The following is a 16,337-nucleotide window of genomic DNA, read 5'->3' as shown; positions in this document are numbered from 1 at the left end:
CCTCTCTTAGTGACTGTTCGCAGCGTTTTGCGCGACATCGTCAGCGGCGTTCAATTCGCGCACGGCAATGTAGCGTTCGCTGCGACGGGTGCGATCCAGCACCTGTCCTACCAATTGGCCACAGGCGGCATCGATGTCTTCGCCGCGGGTGGTGCGCACGGTGACGTTGAAGCCAGCGTGGTGAAGCTGATCCTGGAAGCGACGAATCGCGTTGTTGCTCGGACGCTCGTAACCGGAATGCGGGAACGGGTTGAACGGGATCAGGTTGATCTTGCACGGGATGTTCTTGAGCAACTCGATCATCTCGACCGCGTGTTCAACCTTGTCGTTCACGTCCTTGAGCAAGGTGTACTCGATGGTCAGCACGCGCTTTTCGCCCAGGGACGACATGTAGCGCTGGCACGACTCCAGCAGCATCTTAAGCGGATACTTCTTGTTGATCGGCACCAATTGGTTACGCAATGCGTCATTGGGTGCGTGCAGCGACAACGCCAGGGAGACGTCGATGTGCTTGGCCAGCTCATCGATCATCGGCACCACGCCCGAGGTGGACAAGGTCACCCGGCGCTTGGAGATGCCGTAGCCCAGGTCATCCATCATCAGATGCATGGCGGCGATGACGTTGTCGAAGTTCAGCAGCGGCTCACCCATGCCCATCATCACCACGTTGGTGATGGCACGGTCGACAGTCGCCGGGACGCTGCCAAAGGATTTGTTGGCAATCCACACCTGGCCGATCACTTCGGCGGCGGTGAGGTTGCTATTGAAGCCTTGCTTGCCGGTGGAGCAGAAACTGCAATCCAGGGCACAGCCTGCCTGGGACGAAACGCACAAGGTGCCGCGTTTGCCCTGGGGAATGTAGACGGTCTCGACGCAGCTGCCGGACGCCACGCGCACCACCCACTTACGGGTGCCGTCGCTGGAGATGTCCTCGCTGACCACTTCCGGACCGCGAATCTCAGCAACTGCCTTGAGCTTTTCGCGCAAGGCCTTGCTGACATTCGTCATGGCGTCGAAATCGTCGACGCCAAAGTGGTGAATCCACTTCATCACTTGGCCGGCACGGAAACGCTTCTCCCCGATCGAGTCGAAGAATTTCTCCATTTCCGGCTGGGTCAGGCCCAACAGGTTGGTTTTGCCGTTCGATGTAGTCATGGATTCACCTTCACTCAAAAGCCTGGGCTTAGCGAGTGGTTACTTCAGTAGCGGAGAAAAAGTAAGCGATTTCGCGAGCGGCAGCGGCTTCGGAGTCCGAACCGTGAACGGCGTTGGCGTCGATCGACTCGGCGAAGTCAGCGCGGATGGTACCGGCAGCGGCTTCTTTAGGGTTGGTAGCGCCCATCAGCTCACGGTTGCGAGCGATAGCGTTTTCGCCTTCCAGCACCTGAACGACAACCGGACCGGAAGTCATGAAGGCAACCAGTTCACCGAAGAAACCGCGCTCGCTGTGCTCAGCGTAGAAGCCTTCGGCTTCGGCTTTGGACAGTTGCTTCATTTTCGAAGCTACAACGCGCAGGCCAGCGTCTTCGAAACGGGTAACGATCTTGCCGATCACGTTTTTAGCAACGGCGTCAGGCTTGATGATGGAGAAAGTACGTTGAACAGCCATGGTGTAACTCCAGAAACGGTAATTTGCGAAAAATTAAACCCGCGAATTATACGCGGGTTCTTGGGTATTGCCTAACTGCGTACAGTGCAGACTCAGTCTGCCTCTTCGATCCAGGCCGCTTGAATCGCTTCAAGCACCTTCTCACCACCACGGGTCGGATCATCGCTGAACTCCGGCAATGCCAGCACCCATTTGTGCAGATCGACGAAGTTCACGTAACGGGGATCTACATCTGGCTTGGACTCAGCCAACTGGATTGCGATTTCCAGTACATCAACCCATTTCAGACTCATTGTAACTCCCTGAATCAGTGCGGCGCTTCGGCGGCGTGGTTGAGCGAGTATTTCGGTATTTCCACCACCAGGTCTTCTGTCCCGACCTTGGCCTGGCACGTCAACCGCGACGTCGGTTCCAGGCCCCAGGCCCGATCAAGATAGTCCTCTTCCAGCTCATCGGCCTCATTCAGCGAGTCGAAACCCTCGCGAATGATGCAATGGCACGTGGTGCAGGCACAAACGCCGCCGCAGGCGCTCTCGATCTCGATGTGGTTGTCATGGGCCACTTCAAGGATGGATTTGCCGGTTTCGGCCTCTACCACCATACCGTCCGGGCAATGCTCGGCGTGTGGCAGAAAAATGATCTGCGGCATCAGTTATTCCTCGATTTCATTCAGGTTGCGCCCCGCCAGGGCGGCTTTGACCGTCGAGTCCAGGCGGCGGGCAGCAAAGGCATCGGTGACTTGCGACAGACGCTTGGTCTGCAACTCGATGGCATAACCATCGGTGCCTTTGATCAATTCGGACAGTTCCTGCATTTGCAGCTCGATGACCATGCGCTCTTCGGCGTCGAGCAAGCGCTCGCCGTCGGCTTCAAGGGCACCTTGCACGGCTTCGATCAGGCGCTGGGCGTCGACCTGTTGCTCGCGCAATACGCGGGCCACCTTGTCGTCGCTGGCGTGCTGGAACGAATCCTTGAGCATCTTGGCGATTTCGCCGTCGGTCAGGCCGTAGGACGGCTTGACCTGGATGCTCGCCTCGACGCCCGAACCCAGCTCGCGAGCGGAGACATTGAGCAAGCCGTCGGCATCGACCTGGAAGGTCACGCGAATCTTCGCCGCACCGGCCACCATCGGCGGGATGCCGCGCAATTCGAAGCGGGCCAGGGAACGGCAGTCGCTGATCAGTTCACGCTCGCCTTGCAGCACGTGGACCATCATCGCCGACTGGCCGTCTTTATAAGTGGTGAAATCCTGGGCGCGGGCGACGGGGATGGTGGTGTTGCGCGGAATCACCTTCTCCATCAGGCCGCCCATGGTTTCCAGGCCCAGGGACAACGGAATCACGTCGAGCAACAGCAGCTCGCCACCGTCGCGCTTGTTGCCGGCCAGGGTATCGGCCTGGATCGCGGCGCCAATGGCGACCACCTGGTCCGGGTCGATTTCGGTCAGCGGCTGGCGGCCAAAGGCCTCGGCAACGGCTTCGCGGACCCGAGGCACGCGGGTCGAACCGCCGACCATGACCACGGCCTTGACGTCTTCGAACTCGATGCCCGAATCACGCACGGCACGGCGACAGGCCTTGAGGCTGCGGGCAACCATGGGCTCGATCAGCGCATCGAAGGCTTCGCGGCTCAGGGCGGCTTTCCAGTCGCCATAAGCGACTTCAACGGTGGCAGCGTCGGTCAAGGCTTCCTTGGCGGCGCAGGCGGTTTGCAGCAGATGGCGCTGCGCCCCCGGATCGAGGTCGGCGGACAGGCCCGCTTGCTCGATGATCCAGCCGGCAATGGCGTGGTCGAAGTCATCGCCGCCCAGGGCGCTGTCGCCGCCGGTGGCCAGGACTTCGAAGACGCCGCCGGTCAGGCGCAGAATAGAGATATCGAAGGTACCGCCGCCCAGATCGTAGATAGCGACGAGGCCTTCGGCGTGCTGGTCCAGGCCATACGCCACGGCAGCGGCGGTCGGTTCGTTGAGCAGGCGCAGCACGTTCAGGCCGGCCAGCTTGGCCGCATCCTTGGTAGCTTGGCGCTGAGCGTCGTCGAAATAGGCCGGGACGGTGATGACCGCACCGACCAATTCACCACCCAATGCCGCTTCTGCACGCTGGCGCAGCACCTTGAGGATGTCGGCCGAGACTTCCACCGGGCTTTTCGGGCCCTGCACGGTTTCGATGAACGGCATGTGGGATTCGCCGCCAACGAAGCGGTACGGCAGTTGGTCGCCCAGTTGCTTGACGTCGGACAGACCACGACCCATCAAGCGCTTGACCGAGACAATGGTGTTCAGCGGATCGGTGGCGGCGGCCAGCTTGGCCGACTCGCCGACTTCGACGCGATCGGCGTGATAGCGCACGGCGGATGGCAGGATCACCTGCCCTTGCTCGTCGGCCAGCGGTTCGGAAAGACCGCTGCGCAAGGCAGCGACCAAGGAATTGGTAGTACCCAAGTCGATTCCCACAGCCAGGCGACGCTGGTGCGGTTGTGGACTTTGGCCGGGTTCGGCGATCTGCAGTAGGGCCATCGTAATCAGGACTTATCTGTAATCAGGCGTGCGACCGGAGCGGCACTGGGTTAATCGTCGAGGCGCTCTTCGAGCTGGCGCACTTCGTAGGTGAGCTTGTCGAGGAACTGCATGCGCCGCATCAGGCGCTCGGCCTGTTCGCGTTGCGCGGCATCGTTCCAGCAGGCTGCGAAGCTTTCGTTCAAAGTGTGCTGGGCGTCTTTCAAGCGGCGCTTGAATACCGCGACACCGGCCAGGTCGGCGCTGTCCTGCAGGTCTTCGAGCTCTTCGCGCCATTGCATCTGCTGCAAAAGAAACTCGGGATCGTGGACCGTGACTTCCAGGGGCAGCTCATGACCGCTGCTAGCGAGCAGGTAACGCGCGCGCTTGGCAGGACTCTTGAGCGTCTGGTAGGCCTCGTTGAGGTTCGCGGACTGCTCCAGCGCCCGCCGCTGCTCGGTTTCCGAGGCATCGGCAAAGCGGTCCGGATGGACACCACGGGCCAATTCCAGATAACGCGCGGACAACTGGTCGAGATCCAGCTGGAACGCCGGCTGCATCTGGAACAAAGCAAAATGACAAGGAGTTCCCACAAGCCGCCTCAGATGTTGAAGCTTTCGCCGCAGCCACATTCACCGCGCACGTTGGGGTTGTTGAACTTGAAGCCTTCGTTCAACCCTTCCTTGACGAAATCCAGTTCAGTGCCGTCCAGGTAAGTCAGGCTCTTCGGGTCGATGATCACTTTCTGACCATGACTCTCGAACACCTGATCCTCTTCGCCCACTTCGTCGACGAATTCCAGCACATAGGCAAGACCAGAGCAGCCCGTGGTGCGAACACCCAGGCGGATACCCTCGCCCTTGCCGCGCCCCGCGAGGGAGCGCTGGATATGCTTAGCTGCCGCTTCTGTCATCTGGATAGCCATGAAAACTCCTTACCTGTGCACAGATCAGATCAAGCCTTTCTTCTGCTTGTAATCGCGAACGGCAGCCTTGATGGCGTCTTCGGCGAGTACCGAGCAGTGGATCTTCACCGGCGGCAGGGCCAGCTCTTCAGCCAGCTGGGTGTTCTTGATGGTTTCGGCTTCATCAAGGGTCTTGCCCTTCATCCACTCGGTCGCCAGGGAGCTGGACGCGATGGCGGAACCGCAGCCATAGGTCTTGAACTTGGCATCTTCGATGATGCCTTGCTCGTTGACCTTGATCTGCAGGCGCATCACGTCGCCGCACGCCGGGGCGCCGACCATGCCGGTGCCGACATCAGGATCCTGCGCGTCCATCTTGCCGACGTTGCGCGGGTTCTCGTAGTGGTCGATGACCTTTTCGCTATATGCCATTTGCTTCAATCCTCATCAGTGAGCCGCTCTGGTGGCGACTTCTTCAGTGCGCCGCCCACTCGATTTTCGAGATGTCGACACCGTCTTTGTACATGTCCCACAGCGGCGAAAGAGCGCGCAGCTTGGTAACGGCCTCGCAGACTTTCTGCGCGGCGTAATCGATTTCTTCTTCGGTGGTGAAGCGGCCGAAGGTGAAGCGGATCGAGCTGTGGGCCAGTTCGTCGTTGCGGCCCAGGGCACGCAGCACGTACGAAGGCTCAAGCGATGCCGAGGTGCACGCCGAACCGGACGACACGGCCAGATCCTTGAGCGCCATGATCAGCGACTCACCTTCAACATAGTTGAAGCTCAGGTTCAGGTTGTGCGGTACGCGGGCGATCATGCTGCCGTTGACGTAAAGCTCTTCCAGGTGCTCGACCTGCTTGAAGAAGCGGTCGCTCAGGGCCTTGATGCGCACGTTCTCGGCAGCCATGTCTTCCTTGGCCACGCGGAAGGCTTCGCCCATGCCGACGATCTGGTGGGTCGCCAGGGTGCCGGAACGCATGCCGCGCTCGTGACCGCCGCCGTGCATGGTCGCTTCGAGGCGAACACGCGGCTTGCGGCTCACGTACAGCGCGCCGATGCCTTTAGGGCCGTAGGTCTTGTGGGCGGAGAACGACATCAGGTCGACTTTCAGCTTCGACAGGTCGATGTCGACCTTGCCGGTGGACTGGGCCGCGTCGACGTGGAACAGGATGCCCTTGGAGCGGGTCAGTTCGCCGATGGCCGCGATGTCGTTGACGGTGCCGATTTCGTTGTTCACGTGCATGATCGAAACCAGGATGGTGTCGTCGCGCAGTGCGGCTTCAACCATGGCTGGGGTGATGATGCCGTCTTCACCCGGTTCGATGTAGGTGACCTCGAAACCTTCACGCTCCAGTTGGCGCATGGTATCCAGGACAGCCTTGTGCTCGATCTTGGAGGTGATCAGGTGCTTGCCCTTGGTGTGATAGAAGTGCGCGACACCCTTGATTGCCAGGTTGTCGGACTCGGTGGCACCGGAGGTCCAGACGATTTCACGCGGGTCGGCGTTGACCAGGTCAGCGACCTGGCGGCGGGCGTTTTCGACCGACTCTTCGGCTTTCCAGCCGAACACGTGGGAGCGGGACGCCGGGTTACCGAAGTTTCCGTCGACCAGCAGGCATTCACTCATTTTTTGTGCGACCCGCGGATCAACCGGGGTGGTCGCAGAGTAATCAAGGTAAATCGGCAATTTCATGGACTTTCTCCTAAATCAGGCTGGCTGGCGTTCCGCGTGCTCTGCGGCAGTCATTCGACGGCGGACGCTTCAATCTTGTCCAGGTGCGGCGCCTTGCTGTTGCAACGGCGCTGGTCCTGACGCTGGGCTACTTCTTGCACCTCACGGCGAGTTACAAGGTCAGCCAAGCTGATACCGCTCAGAAATTCGTGGATCTGCAGGCTGAGGTCACACCACAAGTGGTGGGTCAGGCAAGTATCGCCGCCATGGCAGTCGCCAAGGCCCTGGCATTTGGTCGCATCGACCGATTCGTTCACTGCATCGATCACCTGGGCGACCTGGATGCCTTGCATGTCGCGCGACAGCTGGTAGCCGCCGCCCGGGCCGCGAACACTGGAGACCAGGTTGCTGCGGCGCAGCTTGGCGAACAGCTGCTCAAGGTAAGACAGGGAAATGCCCTGGCGCTCGGAGATATCGGCCAGGGACACCGGCCCGTGCTGCGCGTGCAATGCCAGATCCAGCATCGCGGTCACGGCGTATCGGCCTTTTGTAGTCAGTCGCATGGACAATTACCACGGAGTTCGGAATGGGGGCGAGTATGCAATTCCCGAGTATTTAAGTCAAGTATAAGACCTAGTGCTTTACTCAGGTTTACCCGCGAAAGAGCGCGCGCATGATAGCAAAGGCTGGCCAGTGGCGACCAGCTATACCGCGTTATCGTTCATCGCGAGCAAGCTTTGCTCCCACAGGACGCCTGCGAAACAGGACTCCTGTGGGGCAAGGTTTTTGTGGGAGCAAGGCTTGCCCGCGATGCAGGCGCCTCGGTTCAACTGGCCCGGGTCTCATCCTTATCCTTCACACACGCAAAATCTTCCTCGCGCAGTTCAGGCAGGTCCTTGGCACAGTAATTACTGCCCAGTTCCTTCAGAGCCCCGCACATCCCCTCCAGGCGCCCATCGACGGCCTGCAGGTGATCGAGCAACTGGTTGATCGCACGGGCGACCGGGTCGGGCATGTCTTCGCCGACACCGTAAGCGTCGAAGCCGATCTTCTCGGCCATGGCTTTGCGCCGGGCATCCTGTTCGTCGTCGGACTTGACGATGATTCGCCCAGGAATACCCACCACGGTCGCGCCGGGCGGCACGGCCTTGGTAACCACGGCATTGGAGCCGACTTTCGCCCCCGCCCCTACCGTGAACGGCCCGAGCACCTTGGCGCCCGCACCCACCACCACACCGTCTTCCAGGGTCGGGTGGCGCTTGCCCTTGTTCCAGCTGGTGCCGCCGAGGGTCACGCCCTGGTACAGGGTCACGTCGTCACCGATCTCGGCAGTTTCGCCAATGACGATGCCCATGCCGTGGTCGATGAAGAAACGGCGACCAACCTTGGCCCCCGGATGGATCTCGATCCCGGTCAGCCAGCGCCCGAAGTTCGAGACCAGCCGCGCCAGCCACTTCCAGCCCATGTTCCACAAGGCGCCGGACAGGCGGTGGATCCAGATCGCGTGCATCCCCGGGTAGCAGGTCAGCACTTCAAAGGCATTGCGCGCCGCCGGGTCACGATGGAAAACACTTTGGATATCTTCACGCAAACGTTCGAACATTTTATTTCTTCCGCTTAATCAGCTCGCCACGGGCCGCTTTCTGGGTTTCCGTGAGGATGCCGCGCAATATATTCATCTCCGCCCGGCTAACCGAGCTTCGTCCGTACAACCGACGCAGGCGCGCCATCAAGTGCCGCGGCTTCTCCGGGTCGAGGAACTCGATGTCCACCAAGGATTGCTCCAGGTGCTCATAGAATCGCTCCAGCTCGTCCATGGTCGCCAGTGTCTCACTGCGTGGCGACGTCACCTCGGTTTTTTCGACCTTGCTTGGCTTGCCTTCAGCGGCGAGCCAGGCCATGCGCACTTCATAACTCAACACCTGCACCGCCGCCCCCAGGTTCAAGGAACTGAACTCGGGGTCGGAAGGGATATGCACGTGAAAGTGACATCGCTGCAGCTCGTCGTTGGTCAGGCCGGAGTCTTCACGACCGAACACCAGGGCGATTTCAAAGCCTTGCGCGGCCTCCTCGACCACTTTGGTGCCGCATTCACGGGGGTCGAGCAACGGCCAGGGGATGCGACGGTCGCGGGCGCTGGTGCCGAGCACCAGGTTGCAACCCACCAGGGCATCTTCGAGGGTGGCGACCACCTGAGCATTGGCAAGGATGTCACCGGCACCGGAGGCCCGGGCATCGGCTTCGTGATGGGGAAACAGGCGCGGCTCGACCAGCACCAGCCGCGACAGGCCCATGTTCTTCATGGCCCGCGCAGCTCCGCCGATGTTACCCGGATGGCTGGTATTGACCAGGACGACACGAATGTTCTGCAACAAGGGAGGCGCTCTCGAACACGATAAAGGGAGCAAATCTTACATAAGCACCTACCGTTAAGCTATGAAAGCGAACACCAACCTTCTCCTGAGAAAACTTTCTGATAGAATGCGCGGCTTTCTTTAACAACCTTAGGTGACACCTCCATGCAGCCCATGCTGAATATCGCGCTGCGCGCCGCCCGCAGCGCCAGTGAACTGATCTTCCGCTCCATCGAGCGCCTGGATACCATCAAGGTCGATGAAAAAGACGCCAAGGACTACGTGTCCGAGGTTGATCGCGCCGCCGAGCAAAAAATCGTCGACGCCCTGCGCAAGGCTTACCCGAACCACTCGATCCTGGGTGAAGAGACCGGCATGCACGCCGGCACCGGCATCGAAGGTGAAGAGTACCTGTGGATCATCGATCCGCTGGACGGCACCACCAACTTCCTGCGCGGCATTCCTCATTTCGCTGTCAGCATCGCTTGCAAATACCGTGGCCGCCTGGAACACGCCGTTGTGCTGGACCCGGTTCGCCAGGAAGAATTCACCGCCAGCCGTGGCCGTGGCGCCCAACTGAACGGTCGCCGCCTGCGCGTCAGCGGCCGCACCAGCCTGGACGGCGCCCTGCTGGGTACCGGCTTCCCGTTCCGTGACGATCAGATGGACAACCTGGACAACTACCTGGGCATGTTCCGCGCCCTGGTTGGCCAGACCGCCGGCATCCGCCGCGCCGGTGCCGCGAGCCTGGACCTGGCCTATGTGGCTGCTGGCCGTTTCGATGCGTTCTGGGAGTCGGGCCTGTCCGAATGGGACATGGCTGCAGGCGCCCTGTTGATCCAGGAAGCCGGCGGTTTGGTGAGCGACTTCACCGGCGGCCATGATTTCCTTGAAAAAGGCCATATCGTTGCCGGCAACACCAAATGCTTCAAGGCTGTGCTCACCGCCATCCAGCCGCATTTGCCGGCTTCGCTGAAGCGTTAAGCAGCTCGGCTACAGAAAAAGCACCCTTCGGGGTGCTTTTTTTATGCCTGCCCCACACCACTCAGCTCCCTCGCCACAATGGATGACACCCTGAACATTGATGGAAGCTGACCCACCGCTATCGCGAGCAAGCTCGCTCCCACAGAGGATTGGTAGCGGGCCATAAAATGCGGGCATAAAAAAAGCACCCCGAAGGGTGCTTTTTTCATAGCGGCTGGATCACTGAGCCGGTTCGTTCTGCCCCAGGATCAGTTGACCTTCCTTGTTCACCGGGATCTGGTTGCCCGGGTCGCGGTCCATGCGGACTTTGCCTTCTTTGCCGTCGAGCATGTAGCGAACGTCGTAGCCTACAACCTTGTCGCTGATGTCATTGACCGTGTTGCAGCGAGTTTGGGTGGTGGTGTAGGTGTCGCGTTCCTGCATGCCTTCCTGAATCTTGTTACCGGCATAACCGCCGCCGGCCGCACCTGCCACGGTGGCGATTTTCTTGCCGGTGCCGCCGCCGATCTGGTTGCCCAACAGGCCACCGGCTACGGCGCCGAGCACGGTACCAGCGATCTGGTGTTGATCCTGGACCGGCTTCTGCCGGGTCACGGTGACGTCCTTGCACACTTCACGCGGGGTCTTGATCTGTGTCTTGACCGGATCCACGGCCAACACTTGCGCATACTCAGGGCCACTTTTTACCAAGCTGTAGGTGGCTACCGCACCACCGGCAGTTACACCGACAGCACCCAACACCGCACCAACCAGCATCGATTTGTTCACTTGAACCTCCTGACCATCACAAGCGGATTAATCCGCGCTTCTCCCAGCCTTGGAGCATAAAAAAAGGCGCGAGTTCAACTCGCGCCTTTTCAGCCGTGACGGATGGAGCAACGAGCCTTACGGGCGGTCGTCGACTTCCGTCTCAGTGGCCGCCGGAGGAATCAGATCCTCGGTGCTCAGGTTCAGCCAGATCAGCACCACGTTGGCGATGTAGATCGACGAGTAAGTACCCGCCAACACACCGATGAACAGCGCGATGGAGAAACCGAACAGGTTGTCGCCACCAAAGATCAGCAGCGCGGCAATCGCCAGCAAGGTGGAGATCGACGTCGCCATGGTCCGCAGCAGCGTCTGGGTGGTCGAGATGTTGATGTTCTCGATCAAGGACGCCTTGCGCAGCACACGGAAGTTCTCACGCACCCGGTCGAACACCACGATGGTGTCGTTGAGCGAGTAACCAATGATCGCCAACACCGCCGCCAGCACCGTCAAGTCGAAGGTGATCTGGAAGAACGACAGGATGCCCACGGTCACGATCACGTCGTGGATCAGCGAGACAATCGCGCCCACCGCGAACTTCCACTGAAAGCGGAAGGCCAGGTAGATCAGGATCCCGCCCAGCGCCATCAACATGCCGAGGCCACCCTGGTCGCGCAGCTCTTCACCCACTTGCGGGCCGACGAACTCGACGCGCTTGACCTGGGCCGGGTTGTCGCCGCCAGCCTTCTGCAAGGCTTCGGCCACCTGATGGCCCAGCTGCGGGTCTTCACCCGGCATGCGCACCAGCAGGTCGGTGGTCGCGCCAAAGCTCTGCACGATGGCATCGCTGTAGCCCGAACTCGCCAGTTGCTCGCGCACCTTGGTAACGTCGGCCGGGCGCTCGTAGGTCAGCTCGATGAGCGTACCGCCGGTGAAGTCCAGGCCGTAGTTCAGGCCCTTGGTGCCCCAGCTGAACAACGCCAGAAGGGTAAGGAACAATGTGACGCCGAACGCAACGTTGCGAACGCCCATGAAGTTGATAGTACGTAACATGGCAGCCCCTTAAATCCACAACTTCTTGAAGTCACGACCACCAAAGATCAGGTTGACCATTGCGCGGGTCACCATGATGGCTGTGAACATCGAGGTAAAGATCCCGAGGGACATGGTCACTGCGAAGCCCTTGACCGGGCCGGTGCCCATGGCGAAGAGAATCCCGCCCACCAGCAACGTGGTCAGGTTGGCGTCGAGAATCGCGGTGAATGCCCGGCCGAAGCCTTCGTTGATTGCCCGTTGAATCGACATGCCCGCGGCGATCTCTTCACGTATCCGCGAGAAGATCAGCACGTTGGCGTCCACCGCCATACCCATGGTCAACACGATACCGGCGATACCCGGCAGGGTCAGCGTGGCACCCAGCAGCGACATCAGGGCCAGCAGCATCACCATGTTCACCGCCAGCGCGACGGTGGCGATGATGCCGAAGAAGCGGTAGATGGCGATGATGAACAGCGAGACAAACAACATGCCCCACAGCGATGCATCGATACCCTTGGTGATGTTGTCGGCACCCAGGCTCGGGCCAATGGTGCGCTCTTCGGCGAAGTACATCGGCGCGGCCAGACCACCGGCACGCAGCAACAGGGCCAGTTCCGAGGATTCACCCTGGCCGTTCAGGCCGGTGATGCGGAACTGGCTGCCCAGTGGCGACTGGATGGTCGCCAGGCTGATGATCTTTTTCTCTTCCTTGAAGGTCTGCACTGCGACGTCTTTCTCGACGCCGTTGACCACTTGCTTGGTGTAAGTAGTCGTCGGCTTCTGCTCGATGAAGATCACCGCCATGCTGCGACCGACGTTGCTGCGCGTGGCGCGGCTCATCAGTTCGCCGCCGTGGCCGTCGAGGCGAATGTTCACCTGCGGACGACCCTGCTCATCGAAGCCCGCCTGGGCGTCGGTCACCTGGTCACCGGTGATGATCAGGCCACGCTCGATCTGCGCCGACGGACGACCGCCTTCACGGAACTCGAAGCTCTCGGAAGTGGCCTTGGAAGCACCCGGCTCAGCCGCGAGGCGGAATTCCAGGTTGGCGGTCTTGCCGAGGATACGCTTGGCTTCCGCGGTGTCCTGCACGCCCGGCAGCTCAACCACGATGCGGTTGGCGCCCTGGCGCTGCACGATCGGCTCGGCCACACCCAGCTCGTTGACGCGGTTACGCACCGTGGTCAAGTTCTGCTTGATGGAGTATTCGCGGATTTCCGCCAGCTTGGCCGGGGTCATCGCCAGACGCAGCACCGCCTGACCATTGAGGTCGGCCGGCACAATGTCGAAATCGTTGAAGTTCTTGCGGATCAGCGCACGGGCCTGCTCGCGGGTATCTTCATCGCTGAAGCCCAGCTGAATGGCACCGTCGAGCTGCGGCAGGCTGCGATAGCGCAGACGCTCTTTGCGAAGCAAGCTCTTGACGTCGCCTTCGTAGACTTTCAGGCGTGCGTCGAGGGCTTTTTCCATGTCCACTTCCAGCAGGAAGTGCACACCACCGGACAAGTCCAGACCCAGCTTCATCGGATGCGCGCCGAGGTTGCGCAGCCATTGCGGGGTAGTCTGGGCCAAGTTCAGGGCCACGACGTAATCATCGCCCATCGCCTTGCGTACCACGTCCTTGGCCGGCAGTTGGTCTTCAGCCTTGGTCAGACGCAACAGACCGCCCTTGCCACCTTCGGCAACGGTCGCGGCCTTGACGTCGATACCGGAAGCCTTGAGCGCTGCGCTCGCACGGTCCAGATCGGCCTGAGTGACCTGCAAGGCAGTGCTTGCGCCACTGACCTGAATGGCCGGGTCATCCGGGTAGAGATTGGGAGCGGAATAAATCACACCGACCACCAGCACCGCCAGGATCAGTACATATTTCCACAGAGGGTATTTGTTCAGCATCACGCCGCCCGCTTATGACGCGGGGCGCCTTGCGCGCCCCGTCGATTGAATAGAAGTTGTTACTTAGATCGCTTTCAGCGTGCCTTTTGGCAGCGTGGCCGCGATTGCGCCCTTCTGGAACTTCATTTCAACAGTGTCGGACACTTCCAGTACCACGAAGTCATCAGCCACTTTGGTGATCTTGCCAGCGATGCCGCCGGTGGTGACCACTTCATCGCCCTTTTGCAGGCTGCTGAGCAGGTTTTTCTGCTCTTTGGCGCGCTTGGCCTGTGGACGCCAGATCATCAGGTAGAAAATCACCAGGAAGCCGACCAGGAAAATCCACTCGAAACCGCCACCCATAGGGCCGGCAGCAGCAGGTGCAGCCGCGTCAGCCATGGCATTAGAGATAAAAAAGCTCATTTAGCACTCCAGTTGCAAGTATTGAATCTTAGGATCGGAAAACTCAGTCCAAGGGCGGTACAGGCAACCCGCGCTTGGCATAGAAGGCCTCGACGAAGGCGGCCAATGTACCTTGTTGAATAGCCTCGCGCAAACCAGCCATAAGCACCTGGTAATGGCGCAAATTGTGGATGGTATTCAACATGCTACCCAGCATTTCGCCGCACTTGTCCAAATGATGCAGATAAGCGCGGGAGAAGTTCTGGCACGTGTAGCAGTCGCAGGTCGGATCCAGCGGCGAATCATCATGGCGATGGAACGCGTTACGGATCTTCAGCACGCCCGTGTCGATGAACAGATGCCCATTGCGGGCATTACGGGTTGGCATCACGCAATCGAACATGTCCACCCCGCGGCGCACACCCTCAACCAGATCTTCCGGTTTGCCAACGCCCATAAGGTAACGAGGTTTGTCAGCAGGCATCTGGCCCGGCAGGTAATCGAGCACCTTGATCATTTCGTGCTTGGGCTCGCCCACCGACAGACCGCCAATGGCCAGGCCGTCGAAGCCGATCTTGTCGAGACCTTCCAGCGAGCGCATGCGCAAATCCTGGTGCATCCCGCCCTGCACAATCCCGAACAGTGCCGCGGTGTTATCGGCATGGGCATTCTTCGAGCGCTGGGCCCAGCGCAACGACAGCTCCATGGACACCCGCGCCACGTCTTCATCGGCCGGGTACGGCGTGCATTCGTCGAAGATCATCACGATGTCCGAGCCCAGGTCGCGTTGGACCTGCATCGACTCTTCCGGCCCCATGAACACCTTGGAACCGTCCACCGGCGAGGCGAAGGTCACGCCCTCCTCCTTGATCTTGCGCATGGCGCCCAGGCTGAACACCTGGAAACCACCGGAGTCGGTCAGAATCGGCCCTTTCCACTGCATGAAATCGTGCAAGTCACCGTGGGCCTTGATCACTTCCATGCCCGGGCGCAGCCACAGGTGGAACGTGTTGCCGAGGATGATCTCCGCGCCCGTGGCGACGATGTCCCGTGGCAGCATGCCCTTGACCGTGCCGTAGGTGCCCACCGGCATGAACGCGGGGGTTTCCACGGTACCGCGGGGGAAGGTCAGACGACCGCGACGAGCCTTGCCATCGGTGGCGAGCAACTCGAAGGACATGCGACAGGTGCGACTCATACTGTTTCCTCGGGTCCGCGTGGCGCGGGGTTACGGGTGATGAACATCGCATCACCGTAGCTGAAAAAGCGGTATCCATGCTCGACGGCGGCCTTGTAGGCGGCCATGGCTTCGGGATAACCGGCGAACGCCGAAACCAGCATCAACAGCGTGGATTCAGGCAAATGAAAATTGGTGACCAGGGCATCGACCACATGAAACGGCCGCCCCGGGTAGATAAAGATATCGGTGTCGCCACTGAACGGCTTGAGCACGCCATCGCGGGCAGCGCTTTCCAGGGACCGCACGCTGGTGGTCCCCACCGCCACCACCCGACCACCGCGGGCGCGACAGGCCGCCACGGCATCGACCACGTCCTGGCTGACTTCCAGCCATTCATTGTGCATGTGGTGGTCTTCGATCCGCTCGACCCGCACCGGCTGGAACGTGCCGGCGCCGACGTGCAGCGTCACGAACGCGGTCTCCACGCCCTTGGCGGCAATCGCCTCCAGCAACGGCTGATCAAAATGCAGCCCCGCCGTCGGCGCCGCCACCGCCCCCAAGCGCTCGGCGTACACGGTCTGATAACGCTCGCGGTCCGAACCTTCGTCCGGGCGGTCTATATAAGGAGGCAACGGCATGTGCCCGACACGGTCGAGCAGCGGCAACACCTCTTCGGCAAATGCCAGCTCGAACAACGCGTCATGCCGCGCCACCATCACCGCCTCGCCACCGCCGTCGATCAAAATCGACGAACCGGGCTTGGGCGACTTGCTCGACCGTACATGGGCCAGCACCCGATGACTGTCCAGCACCCGCTCCACCAGAATCTCCAGCTTGCCGCCGGAGGCTTTCTGGCCAAACAACCGCGCCGGAATCACCCGGGTATTGTTGAACACCATCAAATCGCCCGGGCGCAAATGCTCAAGCAAATCAGTGAATTGACGGTGAGCCATGGCACCGCTGACCCCATCCAGGGTCAACAGTCGACTGGCGCGACGCTCGGCCAGAGGGTGGCGAGCGATCAGCGAATCAGGGAGTTCGAAGGTAAAGTCAGCAACACGCATGATGGGGTTCGTCTAGCAGG

Annotated in this window: 19 protein-coding genes; 1 reads left to right on the top strand and 18 read right to left on the bottom strand. The window is 60.5% G+C overall.

What is annotated here, in order from left to right; genetic code table 11:
• Positions 1–6 precede the first annotated feature (6 nt).
• The 12 genes from rlmN to trmJ all read right to left on the bottom strand — a co-directional run bounded on the left by rlmN (position 7) and on the right by trmJ (position 9,051).
• Positions 7–1,155: a dual-specificity RNA methyltransferase RlmN gene (rlmN, locus tag EPZ47_RS05245; protein ID WP_047227475.1), complete on the bottom strand. Its 1,149-nt coding sequence runs from the start codon at positions 1,153–1,155 to the stop codon at positions 7–9.
• 28 nt (positions 1,156–1,183) lie between these two features.
• Positions 1,184–1,609 carry a nucleoside-diphosphate kinase gene (ndk, locus tag EPZ47_RS05240; protein WP_042727994.1) on the bottom strand — a complete coding sequence of 142 codons (426 nt, stop codon included), beginning with the start codon at positions 1,607–1,609 and terminating at the stop codon, positions 1,184–1,186.
• Between the two features lie 92 nt (positions 1,610–1,701).
• Complete coding sequence (gene iscX / locus EPZ47_RS05235) at positions 1,702–1,902, bottom strand: Fe-S cluster assembly protein IscX (protein ID WP_008147746.1); 201 nt, start codon at positions 1,900–1,902, stop codon at positions 1,702–1,704.
• Positions 1,903–1,916: 14 nt separating this feature from the next.
• Positions 1,917–2,258, bottom strand: a complete 342-nt coding sequence (gene fdx, locus EPZ47_RS05230) for an ISC system 2Fe-2S type ferredoxin (RefSeq protein ID WP_003198002.1) — start codon at positions 2,256–2,258, stop codon at positions 1,917–1,919.
• Between the two features lie 3 nt (positions 2,259–2,261).
• Entirely contained in the window at positions 2,262–4,124 is a 1,863-nt protein-coding gene (gene hscA / locus EPZ47_RS05225; protein WP_135843829.1) for a Fe-S protein assembly chaperone HscA, read from the bottom strand.
• Positions 4,125–4,174: 50 nt separating this feature from the next.
• On the bottom strand, positions 4,175–4,696 hold the full coding sequence (gene hscB / locus EPZ47_RS05220; RefSeq protein ID WP_135843828.1) for a co-chaperone HscB: 522 nt from the start codon (positions 4,694–4,696) through the stop codon (positions 4,175–4,177).
• Positions 4,697–4,704: 8 nt separating this feature from the next.
• On the bottom strand, positions 4,705–5,028 hold the full coding sequence (gene iscA, locus EPZ47_RS05215; protein WP_135843827.1) for an iron-sulfur cluster assembly protein IscA: 324 nt from the start codon (positions 5,026–5,028) through the stop codon (positions 4,705–4,707).
• A 24-nt stretch (positions 5,029–5,052) separates the two neighbouring features.
• Positions 5,053–5,439: a Fe-S cluster assembly scaffold IscU gene (iscU, locus tag EPZ47_RS05210; protein WP_003185157.1), complete on the bottom strand. Its 387-nt coding sequence runs from the start codon at positions 5,437–5,439 to the stop codon at positions 5,053–5,055.
• A gap of 43 nt (positions 5,440–5,482) precedes the next feature.
• Positions 5,483–6,697, bottom strand: a complete 1,215-nt coding sequence (locus EPZ47_RS05205; protein ID WP_063322856.1) for an IscS subfamily cysteine desulfurase — start codon at positions 6,695–6,697, stop codon at positions 5,483–5,485.
• Between the two features lie 50 nt (positions 6,698–6,747).
• Positions 6,748–7,239 carry a Fe-S cluster assembly transcriptional regulator IscR gene (iscR, locus tag EPZ47_RS05200; protein ID WP_003185160.1) on the bottom strand — a complete coding sequence of 164 codons (492 nt, stop codon included), beginning with the start codon at positions 7,237–7,239 and terminating at the stop codon, positions 6,748–6,750.
• A gap of 263 nt (positions 7,240–7,502) precedes the next feature.
• Positions 7,503–8,279 carry a serine O-acetyltransferase gene (gene cysE / locus EPZ47_RS05195; protein WP_135843826.1) on the bottom strand — a complete coding sequence of 259 codons (777 nt, stop codon included), beginning with the start codon at positions 8,277–8,279 and terminating at the stop codon, positions 7,503–7,505.
• A 1-nt stretch (position 8,280) separates the two neighbouring features.
• On the bottom strand, positions 8,281–9,051 hold the full coding sequence (trmJ, locus tag EPZ47_RS05190; protein WP_135843825.1) for a tRNA (cytosine(32)/uridine(32)-2'-O)-methyltransferase TrmJ: 771 nt from the start codon (positions 9,049–9,051) through the stop codon (positions 8,281–8,283).
• Positions 9,052–9,195: 144 nt separating this feature from the next.
• Here trmJ and suhB point away from each other — a divergent pair, with 144 nt between their 5' ends.
• A complete protein-coding gene (gene suhB / locus EPZ47_RS05185) occupies positions 9,196–10,014 on the top strand; it encodes a type III secretion system regulator SuhB (protein ID WP_003185165.1) in 819 nt (272 codons plus the stop codon).
• A gap of 219 nt (positions 10,015–10,233) precedes the next feature.
• Here the strand turns inward: suhB and EPZ47_RS05180 are convergent, their stop codons facing one another.
• The 6 genes from EPZ47_RS05180 to queA all read right to left on the bottom strand — a co-directional run bounded on the left by EPZ47_RS05180 (position 10,234) and on the right by queA (position 16,317).
• Entirely contained in the window at positions 10,234–10,782 is a 549-nt protein-coding gene (locus EPZ47_RS05180; protein ID WP_047227466.1) for a glycine zipper 2TM domain-containing protein, read from the bottom strand.
• 117 nt (positions 10,783–10,899) lie between these two features.
• Positions 10,900–11,814 carry a protein translocase subunit SecF gene (gene secF / locus EPZ47_RS05175; protein WP_135843824.1) on the bottom strand — a complete coding sequence of 305 codons (915 nt, stop codon included), beginning with the start codon at positions 11,812–11,814 and terminating at the stop codon, positions 10,900–10,902.
• A 9-nt stretch (positions 11,815–11,823) separates the two neighbouring features.
• Entirely contained in the window at positions 11,824–13,692 is a 1,869-nt protein-coding gene (gene secD / locus EPZ47_RS05170; protein ID WP_135843823.1) for a protein translocase subunit SecD, read from the bottom strand.
• A gap of 63 nt (positions 13,693–13,755) precedes the next feature.
• Positions 13,756–14,094 carry a preprotein translocase subunit YajC gene (gene yajC, locus EPZ47_RS05165; RefSeq protein WP_007916913.1) on the bottom strand — a complete coding sequence of 113 codons (339 nt, stop codon included), beginning with the start codon at positions 14,092–14,094 and terminating at the stop codon, positions 13,756–13,758.
• A gap of 43 nt (positions 14,095–14,137) precedes the next feature.
• Entirely contained in the window at positions 14,138–15,253 is a 1,116-nt protein-coding gene (gene tgt, locus EPZ47_RS05160; RefSeq protein WP_178084295.1) for a tRNA guanosine(34) transglycosylase Tgt, read from the bottom strand.
• 14 nt (positions 15,254–15,267) lie between these two features.
• Positions 15,268–16,317: a tRNA preQ1(34) S-adenosylmethionine ribosyltransferase-isomerase QueA gene (queA, locus tag EPZ47_RS05155; protein WP_135843821.1), complete on the bottom strand. Its 1,050-nt coding sequence runs from the start codon at positions 16,315–16,317 to the stop codon at positions 15,268–15,270.
• Positions 16,318–16,337 lie beyond the last annotated feature (20 nt).

Source organism: Pseudomonas viciae (assembly GCF_004786035.1).
GTDB lineage: Bacteria > Pseudomonadota > Gammaproteobacteria > Pseudomonadales > Pseudomonadaceae > Aquipseudomonas > Aquipseudomonas viciae.
This window is presented reverse-complemented; position numbering and strand designations above follow the sequence as displayed.

Excerpts from the sequence above, each read along its gene's own strand:
- queA (WP_135843821.1), bottom strand. The coding sequence starts at position 16,317 with ATGCGTGTTGCTGACTTTACCTTCGAACTCCCTGATTCGCTGATCGCT.
- hscA (WP_135843829.1), bottom strand. The coding sequence starts at position 4,124 with ATGGCCCTACTGCAGATCGCCGAACCCGGCCAAAGTCCACAACCGCAC.
- EPZ47_RS05205 (WP_063322856.1), bottom strand. The coding sequence starts at position 6,697 with ATGAAATTGCCGATTTACCTTGATTACTCTGCGACCACCCCGGTTGAT.
- fdx (WP_003198002.1), bottom strand. The coding sequence starts at position 2,258 with ATGCCGCAGATCATTTTTCTGCCACACGCCGAGCATTGCCCGGACGGT.
- secF (WP_135843824.1), bottom strand. The coding sequence starts at position 11,814 with ATGTTACGTACTATCAACTTCATGGGCGTTCGCAACGTTGCGTTCGGC.
- suhB (WP_003185165.1), top strand. The coding sequence starts at position 9,196 with ATGCAGCCCATGCTGAATATCGCGCTGCGCGCCGCCCGCAGCGCCAGT.
- iscU (WP_003185157.1), bottom strand. The coding sequence starts at position 5,439 with ATGGCATATAGCGAAAAGGTCATCGACCACTACGAGAACCCGCGCAAC.
- ndk (WP_042727994.1), bottom strand. The coding sequence starts at position 1,609 with ATGGCTGTTCAACGTACTTTCTCCATCATCAAGCCTGACGCCGTTGCT.
- secD (WP_135843823.1), bottom strand. The coding sequence starts at position 13,692 with ATGCTGAACAAATACCCTCTGTGGAAATATGTACTGATCCTGGCGGTG.
- tgt (WP_178084295.1), bottom strand. The coding sequence starts at position 15,253 with ATGTCCTTCGAGTTGCTCGCCACCGATGGCAAGGCTCGTCGCGGTCGT.
- iscR (WP_003185160.1), bottom strand. The coding sequence starts at position 7,239 with ATGCGACTGACTACAAAAGGCCGATACGCCGTGACCGCGATGCTGGAT.
- rlmN (WP_047227475.1), bottom strand. The coding sequence starts at position 1,155 with ATGACTACATCGAACGGCAAAACCAACCTGTTGGGCCTGACCCAGCCG.
- cysE (WP_135843826.1), bottom strand. The coding sequence starts at position 8,279 with ATGTTCGAACGTTTGCGTGAAGATATCCAAAGTGTTTTCCATCGTGAC.
- yajC (WP_007916913.1), bottom strand. The coding sequence starts at position 14,094 with ATGAGCTTTTTTATCTCTAATGCCATGGCTGACGCGGCTGCACCTGCT.
- iscA (WP_135843827.1), bottom strand. The coding sequence starts at position 5,028 with ATGGCTATCCAGATGACAGAAGCGGCAGCTAAGCATATCCAGCGCTCC.
- iscX (WP_008147746.1), bottom strand. The coding sequence starts at position 1,902 with ATGAGTCTGAAATGGGTTGATGTACTGGAAATCGCAATCCAGTTGGCT.